Origin of the sequence: [Mannheimia] succiniciproducens MBEL55E (genome assembly GCF_000007745.1) — a bacterium.
Taxonomy (GTDB): domain Bacteria; phylum Pseudomonadota; class Gammaproteobacteria; order Enterobacterales; family Pasteurellaceae; genus Basfia; species Basfia succiniciproducens.
Genome location: NC_006300.1, coordinates 1,047,464 through 1,061,372 on the forward strand (window position 1 = coordinate 1,047,464; position 13,909 = coordinate 1,061,372).

The 13,909-nt window shown below is 38.2% G+C and carries 15 protein-coding genes; 5 read left to right on the forward strand and 10 right to left on the reverse strand.

The features are described 5' to 3' along the window. Window positions 1–284 precede the first annotated feature (284 nt). Complete coding sequence (gene can, locus MS_RS04925) at window positions 285–989, reverse strand: carbonate dehydratase (protein ID WP_011200240.1); 705 nt, start codon at window positions 987–989, stop codon at window positions 285–287. 96 nt (window positions 990–1,085) lie between these two features. On the opposite strand from can, the gene MS_RS04930 reads away from it, so the two are divergent. Next, a complete protein-coding gene (locus MS_RS04930; protein WP_041639718.1) occupies window positions 1,086–2,012 on the forward strand; it encodes an ABC transporter ATP-binding protein in 927 nt (308 codons plus the stop codon). Between the two features lies 1 nt (window position 2,013). Beyond that, entirely contained in the window at window positions 2,014–2,781 is a 768-nt protein-coding gene (locus tag MS_RS04935) for an ABC transporter permease (RefSeq protein WP_011200242.1), read from the forward strand. Window positions 2,782–2,866: 85 nt separating this feature from the next. On the opposite strand, the gene ppnN is transcribed toward MS_RS04935, so the two are convergent. From ppnN to MS_RS04950, 3 genes are read right to left on the reverse strand one after another with little or no spacing between them, the layout of a single operon-like run. Beyond that, entirely contained in the window at window positions 2,867–4,231 is a 1,365-nt protein-coding gene (ppnN, locus tag MS_RS04940; RefSeq protein ID WP_041639719.1) for a nucleotide 5'-monophosphate nucleosidase PpnN, read from the reverse strand. A 16-nt stretch (window positions 4,232–4,247) separates the two neighbouring features. Then, window positions 4,248–5,093, reverse strand: a complete 846-nt coding sequence (gene queF / locus MS_RS04945; protein WP_011200244.1) for an NADPH-dependent 7-cyano-7-deazaguanine reductase QueF — start codon at window positions 5,091–5,093, stop codon at window positions 4,248–4,250. Between the two features lie 26 nt (window positions 5,094–5,119). Next, complete coding sequence (locus MS_RS04950; protein WP_011200245.1) at window positions 5,120–5,902, reverse strand: Zn-ribbon-containing protein; 783 nt, start codon at window positions 5,900–5,902, stop codon at window positions 5,120–5,122. Window positions 5,903–5,981: 79 nt separating this feature from the next. On the opposite strand from MS_RS04950, the gene MS_RS04955 reads away from it, so the two are divergent. Further along, entirely contained in the window at window positions 5,982–6,296 is a 315-nt protein-coding gene (locus tag MS_RS04955) for a YqcC family protein (protein ID WP_041640184.1), read from the forward strand. A gap of 3 nt (window positions 6,297–6,299) precedes the next feature. Further along, complete coding sequence (gene truC / locus MS_RS04960) at window positions 6,300–7,010, forward strand: tRNA pseudouridine(65) synthase TruC (protein ID WP_011200247.1); 711 nt, start codon at window positions 6,300–6,302, stop codon at window positions 7,008–7,010. Window positions 7,011–7,177: 167 nt separating this feature from the next. On the opposite strand, the gene MS_RS04965 is transcribed toward truC, so the two are convergent. Continuing rightward, window positions 7,178–8,182 carry an ornithine carbamoyltransferase gene (locus tag MS_RS04965; protein ID WP_011200248.1) on the reverse strand — a complete coding sequence of 335 codons (1,005 nt, stop codon included), beginning with the start codon at window positions 8,180–8,182 and terminating at the stop codon, window positions 7,178–7,180. An 88-nt stretch (window positions 8,183–8,270) separates the two neighbouring features. Between MS_RS04965 and MS_RS04970 the strand changes: the two genes are divergently transcribed. Next, window positions 8,271–8,456 (forward strand): YoaH family protein, encoded by a 186-nt coding sequence (locus MS_RS04970; RefSeq protein ID WP_041639720.1) that lies wholly within the window; start codon window positions 8,271–8,273, stop codon window positions 8,454–8,456. Window positions 8,457–8,490: 34 nt separating this feature from the next. Here MS_RS04970 and uspE read toward each other — a convergent pair whose 3' ends face one another. From uspE to sbcB, 5 genes are all read right to left on the reverse strand, one after another. Then, window positions 8,491–9,426, reverse strand: coding sequence for a universal stress protein UspE (uspE, locus tag MS_RS04975; RefSeq protein ID WP_011200251.1), 936 nt, complete (start codon window positions 9,424–9,426; stop codon window positions 8,491–8,493). A 157-nt stretch (window positions 9,427–9,583) separates the two neighbouring features. After that, the gene (locus MS_RS04980; RefSeq protein WP_041640185.1) at window positions 9,584–10,360 is read right to left on the reverse strand and encodes an FNR family transcription factor; all 777 of its coding nucleotides are present in this window, start codon (window positions 10,358–10,360) and stop codon (window positions 9,584–9,586) included. A gap of 297 nt (window positions 10,361–10,657) precedes the next feature. Then, the gene (gene ftnA / locus MS_RS04985) at window positions 10,658–11,155 is read right to left on the reverse strand and encodes a non-heme ferritin (protein ID WP_011200254.1); all 498 of its coding nucleotides are present in this window, start codon (window positions 11,153–11,155) and stop codon (window positions 10,658–10,660) included. A 14-nt stretch (window positions 11,156–11,169) separates the two neighbouring features. After that, on the reverse strand, window positions 11,170–11,664 hold the full coding sequence (gene ftnA / locus MS_RS04990; RefSeq protein ID WP_011200255.1) for a non-heme ferritin: 495 nt from the start codon (window positions 11,662–11,664) through the stop codon (window positions 11,170–11,172). 824 nt (window positions 11,665–12,488) lie between these two features. Further along, window positions 12,489–13,907, reverse strand: a complete 1,419-nt coding sequence (sbcB, locus tag MS_RS04995; RefSeq protein WP_011200256.1) for an exodeoxyribonuclease I — start codon at window positions 13,905–13,907, stop codon at window positions 12,489–12,491. Window positions 13,908–13,909 lie beyond the last annotated feature (2 nt).

Sequence of the window (13,909 nt, forward strand, 5' to 3'; positions counted from 1 at the left end):
TAAACTTTTATCGAAAATAATTATAAAACTTTGCAGTAAGTCACAAATTTACAATGATAAAAAGGTAAAAATAGATTTATATCAATTTTCCTGCTAATATTGCGGACCAGTTTTTTTGATTAGGAGAGTAGCAATGAGTGATTTTGGTTATGCAATGATGATGGTTGTGCTTTCATTAGTAATCGTAGTCGGTTTAGCGGTGGCGATTTTTTAAATCTCATTTGATAAAATAACCGCACGGTAAAAAGTGCGGTTATTTTTTATGTAATTTTTGTTGCTCGTAGTTAGCCGATTATTTCGTCGTTATTTTCTTTATTACCTTTACGGAAAATATCTTCTTCATCCAACGTTTTTAAACGGGCAATGGAATTTCTATACGAAATCTCTAAACTTTCGCGACTTGTGGCTAATACGCCCTGGTCAATTAAAAAACCGTCGCTTACATCATATACCCAACCGTGTAGTGATAATTTTTTACCGCGTTTCCAGGCATCCTGTACGATAGATGCACGACCTAAATTATACACCTGTTCCGCAACATTGATTTTGGTCAGCATATCCGCCCGTTTTTCCGGGGAAAGATTACCTAATAAGTGGCTGTGTTTATACCAGATATCGCGGATATGCAGCAGCCAGTTATTAATTAGCCCGAGATCTTGATTGGCCATCGCCGCTTTGATACCGCCGCAATTGGTATGTCCGCAGATAATAATATGTTCGATGTTGAGTACGTCAATGGCATATTGCACCACGGACAGACAGTTTAAATCCGTATGAATGACTTGGTTGGCAACGTTACGATGAACGAATAATTCGCCCGGCTCCAGATTGGTTAATTTTTCTGCGGGAACACGGCTGTCGGAACAACCAATCCATAAATAATGCGGTGTTTGGTGATCCGCCAGTTCCTTGAAATAAGAGGAGTTTTCTTCTTTCATGCGCAATGCCCAACTATGATTGTTGGCAAATAACTGCTCGATTTTTTTCATTCTGTGGATACTCCTAAAGTTCTGCTATAATTTCCTAAACAAGGGATGCAGTATAGCCGAATAGGTTATATCTTTAAACTTTTTATGAGAATTTATATGTACGCGTTAGAAATTAAAGGCTTAACAAAGCAATATAAAAATGGTTTTAAAGCCTTACATGGTATTGATTTATGTGTGAAAGAAGGGGATTTTTACGCACTTTTAGGGCACAACGGCGCCGGAAAATCAACCACCATCGGTATTATCAGTTCGTTAATCAACAAAACCTCCGGGCAGGTTAAGGTATTTGGTTATGATCTTGATAGTCAATTAGGCTTATTAAAACAACAAATCGGTTTGGTTCCTCAGGAGTTTAATTTCAATCAATTTGAAAAAGTGCTGGATATTCTGGCAAATCAGGCGGGCTATTATGGTATTGAGCGCTCAGAGGCGGAAAAACGTGCGGAAGTTTGGTTAAAAAAACTGGATTTATGGGACAAGCGAAACCAACAGGCAATGCGATTATCCGGTGGAATGAAACGTCGTTTAATGATAGCCCGCGCTTTAATGCATAAACCCCGTTTATTAATTTTGGACGAACCTACGGCGGGCGTCGATATTGAATTGCGCCGTACTATGTGGACATTTTTACGTGAGTTAAACGAGCAGGGTACCACGATTATTCTGACTACCCATTACTTGGAAGAAGCGGAAATGTTGTGCCGCCACATCGGTATTATTCAACAAGGACGGTTAGTGGTGGATATGCCGATGAAAGACCTGTTGGCAAAATTGGAAACGGAGACCTTTATTTTTGATTTTGCCCCTAATAGCCCAAAACCGATAATCCGGGATTATCGCCTAAAGCAAATTGATGTGGACAGCATTGAGGTGGAAATGCCCCGGGAAAAGGGATTAAACCATTTATTTGAGCAATTATCGAATCAGGGCATTCAGGTATTAAGTATGCGTAATAAGGCGAACCGCCTGGAAGAATTGTTCGTGAGCATGTCGCTAAACAAACCGACGGATGAGGTGAAGTAAAATGAGATTAGCTTGGGTTGCATTTAATACGATTTTGCACAAAGAAATCCGCCGTTTTACCCGGATTTGGGTACAAACACTGGTTCCGCCGGTGATTACCATGACCTTATATTTCGTTATTTTCGGGCAATTAATCGGCGGACGTATCGGTGCAATGAACGGTTTCAGTTATATGCAGTTTATCGTACCGGGATTAATTATGATGTCGTGCATTACTAATTCTTTCGGTAATGTGGCATCGTCATTTTATAGCACGAAATTCGCCCGCAATGTGGAAGAACTGCTTATTTCGCCGACTTCGACTCATGTAATTATTTTAGGCTATATGGCAGGCGGTATGGCGCGCGGTTTGTTTGTCGGTACATTGGTGACTGTTGTGTCATTATTTTTTGTCGAATTCAATATTCATTCGTGGACGATTATTTTCATCACCGTGTTATTGACAACGGCAACTTTTTCTCTTGGCGGACTGATTAACGCGGTATTTGCTCGTTCATTTGACGATATCAGTATTATTCCGACTTTTGTACTGACGCCGTTAACCTATTTAGGCGGGGTTTTTTATTCTATTTCTTTATTACCTGCATTCTGGCAAGGCGTATCGAAATTAAATCCGATTGTTTATATGATTAACGGTTTCCGCTATGGCTTTTTAGGTATCAGTGATGTGGGATTAGGTTATACTTTCGCTGTCCTTATCACTTTTATCACTGCGTTATATGGTTTCGTGTATTATCTGATTAGCCATGGAGTAGGATTGCGCAGTTAGGTTTTTGAAAACATAAAATTAAGGACGCTAAAAAAGCGTCCTTATCATTTTACGGATAAAAAATATTATTTTTTTGACCGCACTTTTATTTACAGATTTCATAGCAAGGCTCATAGGCCTCATCCGTCGGCAATTTCATTCTATGTTGAACAATAAAATCCTGTAACAGATTATCTACTTTTTCCATTAAACGCGGTTCGCCGTAGAGTTGGAATTTCCCTTTTTCGGCAATTTGATCCTGTGTCGCCGGTTTGATGTTACCCGCTACAATGCCCGAAAATACACAACGTAAATTTGCCGCCAAATCTACCGTAGACTGATTTAAATGCAGATTTAAATTCGCCATGTTTTCGTGGGTTGGTAAAAACGGTTGTTGAAACTGATGTTCGATTTTTAATGACCAGTTAAAACTAAAACTGTCGGAAATTTTACAACGGAAGTCTCTAATTTCAACCATCTCCGCTTTCATATGGCGAGCAACGGCAACTGCATCATCAATAATGATGGTATAAAGCGATTGTGCTTCTTCGCCTAAAGTATCCAATACAAAACGATCGATCGTGGCAAAATAATCGGCGCTTTCTTTTGGCCCCGTTAAAATCAAAGGTAATTTTTGCGCCCGATTTTCAGGGTTTAATTTAATTCCTAAAATAAACATGAATTCTTCAAATGTGCCGGGGCCGCCCGGGAAAATTACGATGCCGTGTCCCATTCGTACAAAAGCTTCAAGACGTTTTTCAATATCCGGCATAATGATTAATTCATTTACAATCGGGTTTGGCGGCTCCGATGCGATAATCGAGGGTTCGGTGATACCGATAAAACGGCTTTGTTTATATCGCTGATTAGCATGACCGATTGCCGCTCCTTTCATAGGCGCTTCCATAACGCCGGGGCCGCAACCCGTCACAATGTTTAATTCACGTAAACCTAATTCCAAGCCAACAGCACGACAATAAGCATATTCCGTTTGATTAATGGAATGTCCGCCCCAGCAAACTACCAGGTTTGGATCTTCATTTAAACTGAGTGCTTTGGCATTACGTAAAATAGAAAACACTTGATTTGTAATAAAGCTATTGCCTCGTTCCGCATCTAAGCCGAACCGTTGCATCAATGCGTTCACAAATAAAATATCGCGCAACACGGCAAATAGGTTGTATTGAATGTTGCGGATAATTTTGTCATCAACAAATGCGCTTTCCGGCGAATTATCCAGCTTTAAGGTCACTCCCCGCTCTTTGCAAATTATGCTGATTTCAAAATTCGGGTATTTATTTAGTAACGCCCGGCTATCATCGTTAATTGCGCCTGAATTTAATACGGCAAGAGAACTGTTGCGAAACAGCTTATACAAATCGCTTTGCGCTCTTTTTGTAAGGAGATCAATTTCCATATGGGAAAGTTGATCCATGCTGCCTTTCGGGCTGACATAATGGCTGGTTGACATAATATCTCCTATATTTTTATTGTCTTGCCAGGCGTAAATTTTGCGGAATCGCCTCAAAATTAGAACGGAAAGGATTAATATCCAATCCGCCACGACGAGTATAACGAGCATAAACCGTTAATTTTTCAGGGCGTGCGTATTTCATAATGTCGCAATAAATCCGTTCCACGCATTGTTCATGAAATTCATTATGCTGACGGAAGGAAACCAGATAGCGCAATAATTTTTCATGATCAATCCGTTTACCCTGATAATGAATTTGCACGGAACCCCAGTCAGGTTGGCTGGTGATTAAACAATTTGACTTCAGTAAATGGCTCACTAAGGTTTCTTCGACAATCTCTGTTGAAAGTGCGGTACAATTTTGCAGAATTTCCGCATTAAAACCGTAATCGCTAATTTCAATATCCAGCTCATCAAGGCATTCTCCTGCAAAATCAGCAATGCGCTCATGGCTATAATTACTTAGCGAATGCAATTGAACGCGAACATTTCCTTCGGCGCAAATGCTTAAATCTTCGGATATCGTGCGCTGAACTTCGCTCATATCGCTAAATTTTGTTTGATTAAAGCTGTTTAAGTAAAGCTTAAAACTTTTGGATTCAATTAAATTGGTTGAGCGGTAATCAATTTCCACATCGGCAATAGCAACCTGCGGTAATCCTTTGATATTTAACCATGAAATTTCATAAGCGGTCCAAATATCCGCTCCAACGGAAAAAGGTTGTTGCTTCGTAATACCTAAACCGTCACGATTCAATGCGCGGGGAACGGGTTGTAGCAAAGTGCGGTCATAATTAGCGATATAATCGGTTTTTTGCCCAAGTTTTAATGTTTTTAAACTGTTATCTTTATAATCCATTGTTTTTCCTTAACTTTATAAAATATTTATAAAAAATTCCATGAGATATTCGATACTAAGCGGCAGTGATCGCATTTAAAATGAAACTGGTCAAAAAGCGGTTGGGCTAATTTCCAATCGCCATGGCAAATAGGGCAGTGGCGCGCACTTTCTGAGGCTAAGTTTTTGCCGCCTACACGATAAAGATAATAGTAGGTCGGCACGCCCGTATGTTCTTCAATTTCCTTAGTCAGAGAATAACCGTGCTTAAAAATCCGGCTGTTAATATCGGAAATTTCCCGTAAAGCCTGCGATTCCAAAGCAACTGCATTCATTTGCAACTGATCACAGGCTTGCCAGTTTTCCTGCCATTTAATCACATCCATACTTAAATGCGGCACATCTTTTAATTGCTTATAAAGTGGAATAGGGGCGAGCCGGTCTCCGCTGTGTAACGGCGAACAAACTTGTAAATAGGTGGTGTAAAGAATTTGCCAGTCAGGTTTTTTATCTTCGTAGGTAATATCGGAATTTAAATCTTCACCGACAATCTGAAAACTATGCAAAATCAGACCGCAGTTTTCGATATTTGCCAAACAGCGATTGACTTCCGCATTATTGTATTCAGGCAATAAACTTTGCTGTTCGGGACAAATTACACGAGTTGCAAGCCCCCGTTCGTTTTCCTGATTGGCAACAAAAACGGGAATTTCCCTACCGATAATTTGCCCGTTATAACGCCATTGATCAATGAGTTGATTTATTAAAGGAATTTGTTGAGGAAGATTGTCTTCATTAATATTTTTGAAAAAAACTTCAACTAAATACATTTTTCTTCGTGTTTATGCCAAGATTTGTTTAAAATAATCGCCATCATAACCTATAACCAACTAGAGGTCTATTTTGACAATTCATCTTCAAACGAAAAAACATCTGCAACAACTTCAATTTGCGATGCAATCCTTGGATTTATGGCAAACCGTACCGCCTGCGGAGGAGGCGTTTCTTAGCACGGAACCCTTTGCTATTGACAGAATGACCGCTACGGAATGGTTACAGTGGATTTTTATTCCGAGAATGTATGCATTGTTGGAAAGCGGCACAGAATTGCCCGCTCAGATTGCCATTTCCCCTTATATTGAAGAAGCTTTAAAGGAAACGGACAATCTGAGTTTGTTATTAAGCCCGATCATTGAAATTGAGCAGTTATTGCAAAAGAGCTGATTCATGTTAGAGATTTTGTATCAGGATGAACATATCGTAGCGGTTAATAAACCGGCGGGTATGCTGGTTCATCGAAGTTGGTTAGACCGCCATGAAACGCAGTTCGTCATGCAAACGTTGCGGGATCAGATAGGGCGGTTGGTTTATCCTATTCACCGTTTGGATCGTCCTACATCAGGCGTACTGTTATTCGCTTTAAGTAGTGAAACGGCGAATCTTTTATGTCAGCAATTTGAAACCAAGCAGGTTGAAAAAAGCTATTTAGCCGTTGTTCGGGGTTATTTGACGGGTAGCGAACGTATCGATTATCCGTTAAAAATCCAATTAGACAAGATTGCGGATAAATTTGCTCAGGAAGATAAAGCTCCGCAACCTGCCGTGACGGATTATGAAGGTTTAAAAACCGTTGAAAAACCTTATGCAACACCACGTTATGCCACATCCCGTTATGCTTTGGTGCGGCTTGTACCGCATACTGGGCGTAAACATCAGTTACGTCGTCACATGAAACATATTTTTCATCCTATTTTAGGTGATACTCAATATGGCGATTTGCACCAGAACAGAACGTTGACGGAACACACGGAAGTAAGCCGGTTAATGCTGCATGCTGAAAAACTGAGTTTTATTCATCCGATAAAACGGCAACGAACTGAAATAACCGCCGGACTTGACGAACAATGGAAAAAATTGATGGCATTGTTTGAATGGTAAGAAAGATAAAAGTGCGGTTAAAAAATTGAAAATTTTGATGTAGGGGATAAATTCGCTTTTCTTTCCGCAGCAAGCCGGGAAGAGCCTGAAAGGCGAAGGAACTTAATAAAGATTAAATTCTATAGTTTCAAAAAATAGGGTGCCATATTGGCACCCGTAAATTTATATTAAGCCAGTGAAGCAACCATCACGGCTTTGATAGTATGCATACGGTTTTCCGCCTGTTCAAAGGCAATATTCATTGGCGATTCAAACACATCTTCGGTAACTTCAATGCCGTTTGCCAGATTAGGGTAGGCGGCTGCAATTTCACGCCCCACTTTGGTTTCACAGTTATGAAATGCCGGCAAGCAGTGCATAAATTTCACATTCGGATTTCCCGTGCGTTTCATTAAATCCGTGTTCACTTGATACGGCATTAATAAATTGATTCGCTCGCCCCAGGCTTCAATAGGTTCGCCCATCGAAACCCAAACGTCCGTATGTACGAAATCCGCATCTTTAACAGCAAGATCAATATCATCCGTTACAGTTAAACGGGCACCAGTTTCTTTTGAGATTTCTTCACATATCGAAACGAAATTCTCTTCAGGCAATAATGATTTCGGCCCGCAAATACGCACGTCCATACCTAATTTAGCACCGATTAGTAGCAGGGAATTACCCATGTTATTACGGGCATCACCGATATAGACATATTTAATTTCATTTAGCGGCTTGGTTGAATGTTCAATCATCGTTAAAACGTCGGCCAGCATTTGTGTCGGGTGAAACTCATCGGTTAAACCGTTAAACACAGGTACGCCGGAAAATTTTGCCAACTCTTCGACGGTTTCCTGTTTATAACCGCGGTATTCAATAGCATCGTACAAGCGCCCTAAAACACGTGCCGTATCTTTCATACTTTCTTTATGACCGATTTGGGAAGAAGTCGGGTCGATATAAGTGACATTAGCCCCTTGATCATAAGCGGCAATTTCAAAGGAACAGCGCGTACGTGTTGAGGTTTTCTCAAAAATTAAAGCGATATTTTTACCTTTTAAACGGGGTTGTTCAGTACCGGCATATTTAGCTCGCTTTAAGTCACGGGCAAGATCAAGCAAATATTTAATTTCACGGGGACTATGATTAACCAGACTCAATAAATGACGATTTTTTAAATTAAAAGGCATTGTGTCGCTCCTGTTATAATTATGTTTAAGAATTTCAAATTTGTTGGTAATATTACCCGTTTCTGATCATTTATTAAAGGTAAAATCTATGTTTGATAACGCATTATTAAGCTTAAGCCATGAACAACAGCAGCAGGCGGTAGAAAAAATTCAAGTCCTAATGCAGCGGGGGATGAGCAGCGGAGAGGCGATTGCGTTGGTCGCGAAAGAATTACGTGAAGCTCACGACAATGAAAAAATAAATAGCGAAAAAACAAAAAGTGCGGAAAAATAGACCGCACTTTTGCTTTTATCGCTTAGAGAGACGATTAATCTTCTATTTTATTCGGCTTAATCGCCAGCAAATTACATTTTAATTTACTGATAACATGTTCCGCCGTATTACCTAATAATGCTGCGGACAAGCCGGTTCGGCCGACTGTACCTAACACCACTAATTCCGCGCCGATTTTATCGGCAACTTCAGGAATCACTTCTTCAGGGAAACCTTCTAATACATGGGTATGGTCTTCATCAATTCCAAAACGTTGGCGCAACGCTTTCATATTGATAAGATGTTGTCCTCGCACACCGCTTGTATATTCACTTGTATGAAATTCCGGCAGATCAATGGCCATATTAATCGGGGTTGGAGGGTAGGCTCCGACCAAATGGACATTACCGCGTTCCAGGTTATCCGCTAAATCCATACTTAATTCAACAAGTTGTTGGTTGAATGCTTCATGATAATCGGCATCACCGGAAACATTCACTGCAACAAGAATGCGTCGCTGATGTTTCCAATCACCGTCACGCACCATTAGTATAGGTGCCGGGCATTTACGTAGCAATTGCCAGTCAATCGGCGTGAAGAGGATAGAAGTTAAGCTTTCTTCTTCTTTTGTGTACTTCACCACAAGATCGTAGGTATTTTCATCTAATTCGGCAACTAAAGCTTCCGCTTCGTTGCTATTCCATACCACTTTAGAAGAAAACTCAATCATTGTCGCATCCTGATATTTTTCAATATAAGGAAGAACGTCTTGTTGATAACGTTGTTCAATAACGCCTTTATGCATTTCTTCCCGTTCCTCAGATGAAAGCAATGCAGACATTTCATAAGATAAATCATAAACAGGAAGGAAAAGCGTTACTTTTACAGGTTTATCACTTTTTTGTTCTTTCACTAAACGTATTGCCCGCGCCAGTGCATACTGTTTATCATTCTCAGGATTCAGGATAACAAGTATATTATTAAACTTCATAACTACCTCCATTTTTTCCAAAAATTATTAATAAGCATAGAACGGATTATTATTAATAACAAGGAGCAATCTTTAAAAGTGTGATTTAGGACAACTTTTATTTAGGGTCATATAGAGACAAAAAATCCGGTTTAGTTGGACTAAACCGGATTCATTATTAATCGACAAGTTTTATTTTAGTTCGATTTGTACCTGATAATTCAACAAGTTGAACCATATCATTGATAGTAATGTATTTTCCTTGCACGGAAAGAATACCGAGCTTTTGAAAACGCCCCAATAAGCGGCTGATAGTTTCCACCGTTAAGCCTAAATAATTGCCAATATCACCGCGGGTCATAGTCAAACGAAATTCGCGAGCGGAAAAACCTCTGGCAGCATAACGTTTTGATAAATTATAAATGAAGGCGGCTAAACGTTCTTCAGCATTCATTTTAGAAAGCAAAAGAATCATTTCCTGATCAGATTTTATTTCACTGCTCATTAAACGTAGCATTTGCTGGCGCAGTTTAGGCATTTTACCCGTTAAATCATCAAGAATATCAAATGGAATTTCACATACCATTGCCGTTTCTAATGCTTGGGCAAAACTCGGATGGCTCATGTTTGTAATAGCGTCAAAACCGACTAAATCACCGGGAAGGTGGAATGAGGTAATTTGTTCTTCACCGGTTTCGCTGATGGTATAAGATTTGATTGTACCTGAACGAATTGCATAAAGTGAGGTTAATTCATCACCGGCTTTGAAGAGAATCTGAGATTTTTGAATAGGTTTTTTACGCTCAATAATATTGTCGAGTTGATCTAATTCATGCTCGTTAAGCGTAAATGGAATACAAAGTTGACTAATACTGCAATCTTGACAATGAATGGCACATCCGCCAGATTGAATACGACGACCTGTTTTTGCTGCATCAGGAGTTAACACTTTCATTTGTTTCTCAATAAATTTCGGCATACTACATAAAAATCATGTAAAATTGATCTAACTCAATAATCATACCATTATTTATTCAAATTAAGAAGAACTAAATATAGAAATAGGAGAGTGAAATGCCGGCAGAAAAACTCACTAAAAAGCGCCTGATTCAAATCGTCATTATACTGTGCATATTAATTGCGGCGTTTAGTTATAAGACTTGTAGCTATAAAAATATGGATTCGAGTAATCAAATACAAGAACAAAAAAGCCGATGATTTTTGCATCGGCTTTGATTTGATCACGCATTTATTAATGATCCGCAGCTAATTTTGCTAATTCCTGATCAATAAAGAATAAAGATTTGCCTTCATTGCCGACAAGATTAAATTTATCAAGAATACCGTTGAATAATTTTTCTTCTTCATGTTGTTCGGCAACATACCATTGCAGGAAATTAAAGGCTGAATAATCTTTTTCTTCAAATGTTTTACCCACTAATTCATTAATTTTACTAGTTATGTGTAGCTCGTGCTGATAAGTTAATTCCATCACTTCTTTTAATGATTTAAATTCGTGTGTCGGTGCTTCAATCTCTTCAATTACGGCTGTAGAACCGGTTTCATTTAAATAAGTAAAGAGTTTGCGCATATGTTCCATTTCTTCAGCCGCATGAGCGGACAAAAATGCTGCTGCGCCGGTGTAACCTTTTTGATCGCACCAGGCACTCATTTGTAGATAAAGATTAGAAGAGTAGAACTCTAAATTCATTTGTTCGTTTAATAGTTTAACTACGTTTGCTGATAACATTTCCGACTCCTAAATTATGCTAAATCTAAAGTTGCTAATTCTTTATCGATAAAATAAAGCGAACGACCGTCTTCACCCAGAAGATTGAATTTATCAATAATGCTGTTGAATAATTTTTCTTCTTCATGTTGTTCGGCAACATACCATTGTAAGAAGTTAAATGTAGAGTAGTCTTTATTGGCAAAAGTAACTTCAACCAATTCGTTGATTTTTGCGGTAACTAAGTTCTCGTGTTTTAGCGTTATTTCAAATACGTCACGTAATGACTTAAATTCATTTTGTGGCGCGTCAATTTTACCTAAAAGCGGTAATCCGCCTGTTTCGCTCACATAAGTAAATAATTTATGCATATGTTCCATTTCTTCATCCGCATGACGAAGCAGGAATGCAGCGGCGCCTTCATAACCGTGGTTTGAGCACCATGCGCTCATTTGTAGATAAATATTTGATGAATAGAACTCTAAATTAATCTGTTCATTTAATTTATCAATGATAGCTTTCTTCAACATAAAAATTCCTCTTTAATAAAATATCAAAAGTGATCAAAAAATCAGTAAGTATTCTAAACACATTTAGTGGTTATGCAAGCGATATTTACCTAAGTTATTAATTTTATTAATTATTTTAATAATAACCATTCTTATTCTGATTATCTAATATTTATTAAATTACTGCTGAATATCTTGAGAAATAAAAGTCCTAAATAAAATAGGTTGATAAAATTTGTGACAACATCACAGTAGCAATACATATCTAATAATAAATATTTAAATAAATTCTAACCAATCAAATAAGGTAAATTTGACTAAAGAAACAACAAATAACGCTGGATAAAATCTACATAGGGATTATTCACATCACATAATAATTTTTACGTAGCGTTACCAAACTAATTTACCAATATTTATTGGAACTCAAACCGGTTTTTAATTTAGAAATAAAAATATTCTTATCGGTTATTTCCTAATAAAAATCTCAAAACTAAACCTCATTTTTACAAATCGTCTATAGACTAAAGAAGAGTATTGAAATGTGACTTACATTAACTCTTTATTTAACATAATATACATTATGCGAAATTAGTTATCTGGTTAGGAAATACTACGGATTAAATAAATCACAGACTTATACACAAGGTGTAAATACTGGTTAAGCAAGACAAATCAAGGGGTTTTGAACAGTTTGTTTGAATAAAAAAGATGATTTATTAAATTTTAAAATGATTTGTAAAGAGATTTTCAAGATGTTCATTTAATAAATTTAGGTAAAAAATAAAGCCATTGGATTTAACTTTCCAATAGCTTTACTTATTAAATAATGTGAAGAAATAATATTATGCTAACAATTTAATTCCATAATCATAAATTTGTTGCAGCAGTTTTAATTTGTCCGGATGATTACTATTTTCTTCACCGAGATGCTGTAAACTTTCCATAAATTGCACCGCACTTTTTTCTAATTTTTGCCGACGGTATTTTTGCCATTTTATTTGTTCGCCGCGATTTAATGTTTTATAAAAGTGTCTGGCTCTATAATGAAATAATAAGTCAGGAATTCGTTTATCTTCGAACTGTAAGCCGGAATCCGCCAATTTTTCCGGTTCTAATGTTCTCAGGATTGTCATGTTATTTTTATCGGCTTTGCTGAAAAATCCGCTATAAAGTTCGGTTTCTACATTATCCGAATCGTCAAATTTTCTTTCTTCATTGAATACTTCTATTACTTTGTCGCGAATATCCAGGGATTTTTGCAGCTTTTTCAGGTTATCCAGGCAAAACTGTCGGTCTATCCCCAATCGCTGCGCATTTTCCGGTAATAAGGTTTTTGCCGGCGCAATAATCGGACATTTATTTATATGGACAAGCTTTAAAGGAACCGGTAGCACACCGTCATTTTCTAGCTCTGTTTTTTGGGTGTATAAATTTTCCCGTAATTCCACCGCACTTTTATTGAGTAAATCATCAATATTTTGTGCTAAATCACATGCAATAACCGCATTTTGATTGATTGGATGCCAGGCTAATGGCGCTATCCAGGTACAGTTCCCTCGGTAATTGCCCAGCATTCCTGAAACATGTACCAACGGGGTCATTTCAGCCGTATCAATCCACTTCTCTATTTCTTTTTTTCCTCGATTTTCAAAGAAGAACTGAAATAATTTAGGTTGTTTTTCTTTAATTAACTTTGCCATTGCGATTGTTGCATAAACATCCGCCATAGCGTCATGAGCGTTTTCATGTTCAATGCCGTTTGCCTTGGTTAATTTTTCAAGGCGGAAACTCGGCATTCCCTCTTCATCTAAGGGCCAGTTAATGCCTTCGGGGCGTAGTGCATAGCAGGCACGCACCAAATCCAACAAGTCCCAGCGGGAATTGCCGTTTTTCCAGCTGTATTCATAAGGATCAATAAAGTTTCGATAAAAGGTATAACGGGTCATTTCATCATCGTAACGGATGTTGTTAAATCCCATTATACAGGTATTAGGTTGGCTGAATTCCGCTAAAATCCGAGCGGCAAATTCAGGTTCGCTAATCCCCTTTTCATTACATTCTTGCGGAGTAATCCCCGTCACCATGACCGCTTCCGGTGCAGGTAAATAATCATTGGTTTGTTTGCAATAAAACATGACAGGGTCACTAATAATATTGAAATCCTTATCCGTACGAATACCGGCAAATTGTGCCGGGCGATCATCGGCGGGATTTACCCCGAAACTTTCAAAATCATAAATAAAAAAGCTAAAATCCGTCATTA

Bases quoted from the DNA above. Each gene is read 5' to 3' on its own strand.
- MS_RS04930 (WP_041639718.1), top strand. From the start codon at position 1,086: ATGTACGCGTTAGAAATTAAAGGCTTAACAAAGCAATATAAAAATGGT.
- MS_RS04950 (WP_011200245.1), bottom strand. From the start codon at position 5,902: ATGTATTTAGTTGAAGTTTTTTTCAAAAATATTAATGAAGACAATCTT.
- queF (WP_011200244.1), bottom strand. From the start codon at position 5,093: ATGGATTATAAAGATAACAGTTTAAAAACATTAAAACTTGGGCAAAAA.
- MS_RS04980 (WP_041640185.1), bottom strand. From the start codon at position 10,360: ATGAAAGTGTTAACTCCTGATGCAGCAAAAACAGGTCGTCGTATTCAA.
- ppnN (WP_041639719.1), bottom strand. From the start codon at position 4,231: ATGTCAACCAGCCATTATGTCAGCCCGAAAGGCAGCATGGATCAACTT.
- truC (WP_011200247.1), top strand. From the start codon at position 6,300: ATGTTAGAGATTTTGTATCAGGATGAACATATCGTAGCGGTTAATAAA.
- ftnA (WP_011200255.1), bottom strand. From the start codon at position 11,664: ATGTTGAAGAAAGCTATCATTGATAAATTAAATGAACAGATTAATTTA.
- uspE (WP_011200251.1), bottom strand. From the start codon at position 9,426: ATGAAGTTTAATAATATACTTGTTATCCTGAATCCTGAGAATGATAAA.
- sbcB (WP_011200256.1), bottom strand. From the start codon at position 13,907: ATGACGGATTTTAGCTTTTTTATTTATGATTTTGAAAGTTTCGGGGTA.
- MS_RS04935 (WP_011200242.1), top strand. From the start codon at position 2,014: ATGAGATTAGCTTGGGTTGCATTTAATACGATTTTGCACAAAGAAATC.
- ftnA (WP_011200254.1), bottom strand. From the start codon at position 11,155: ATGTTATCAGCAAACGTAGTTAAACTATTAAACGAACAAATGAATTTA.
- can (WP_011200240.1), bottom strand. From the start codon at position 989: ATGAAAAAAATCGAGCAGTTATTTGCCAACAATCATAGTTGGGCATTG.
- MS_RS04965 (WP_011200248.1), bottom strand. From the start codon at position 8,182: ATGCCTTTTAATTTAAAAAATCGTCATTTATTGAGTCTGGTTAATCAT.
- MS_RS04970 (WP_041639720.1), top strand. From the start codon at position 8,271: ATGTTTGATAACGCATTATTAAGCTTAAGCCATGAACAACAGCAGCAG.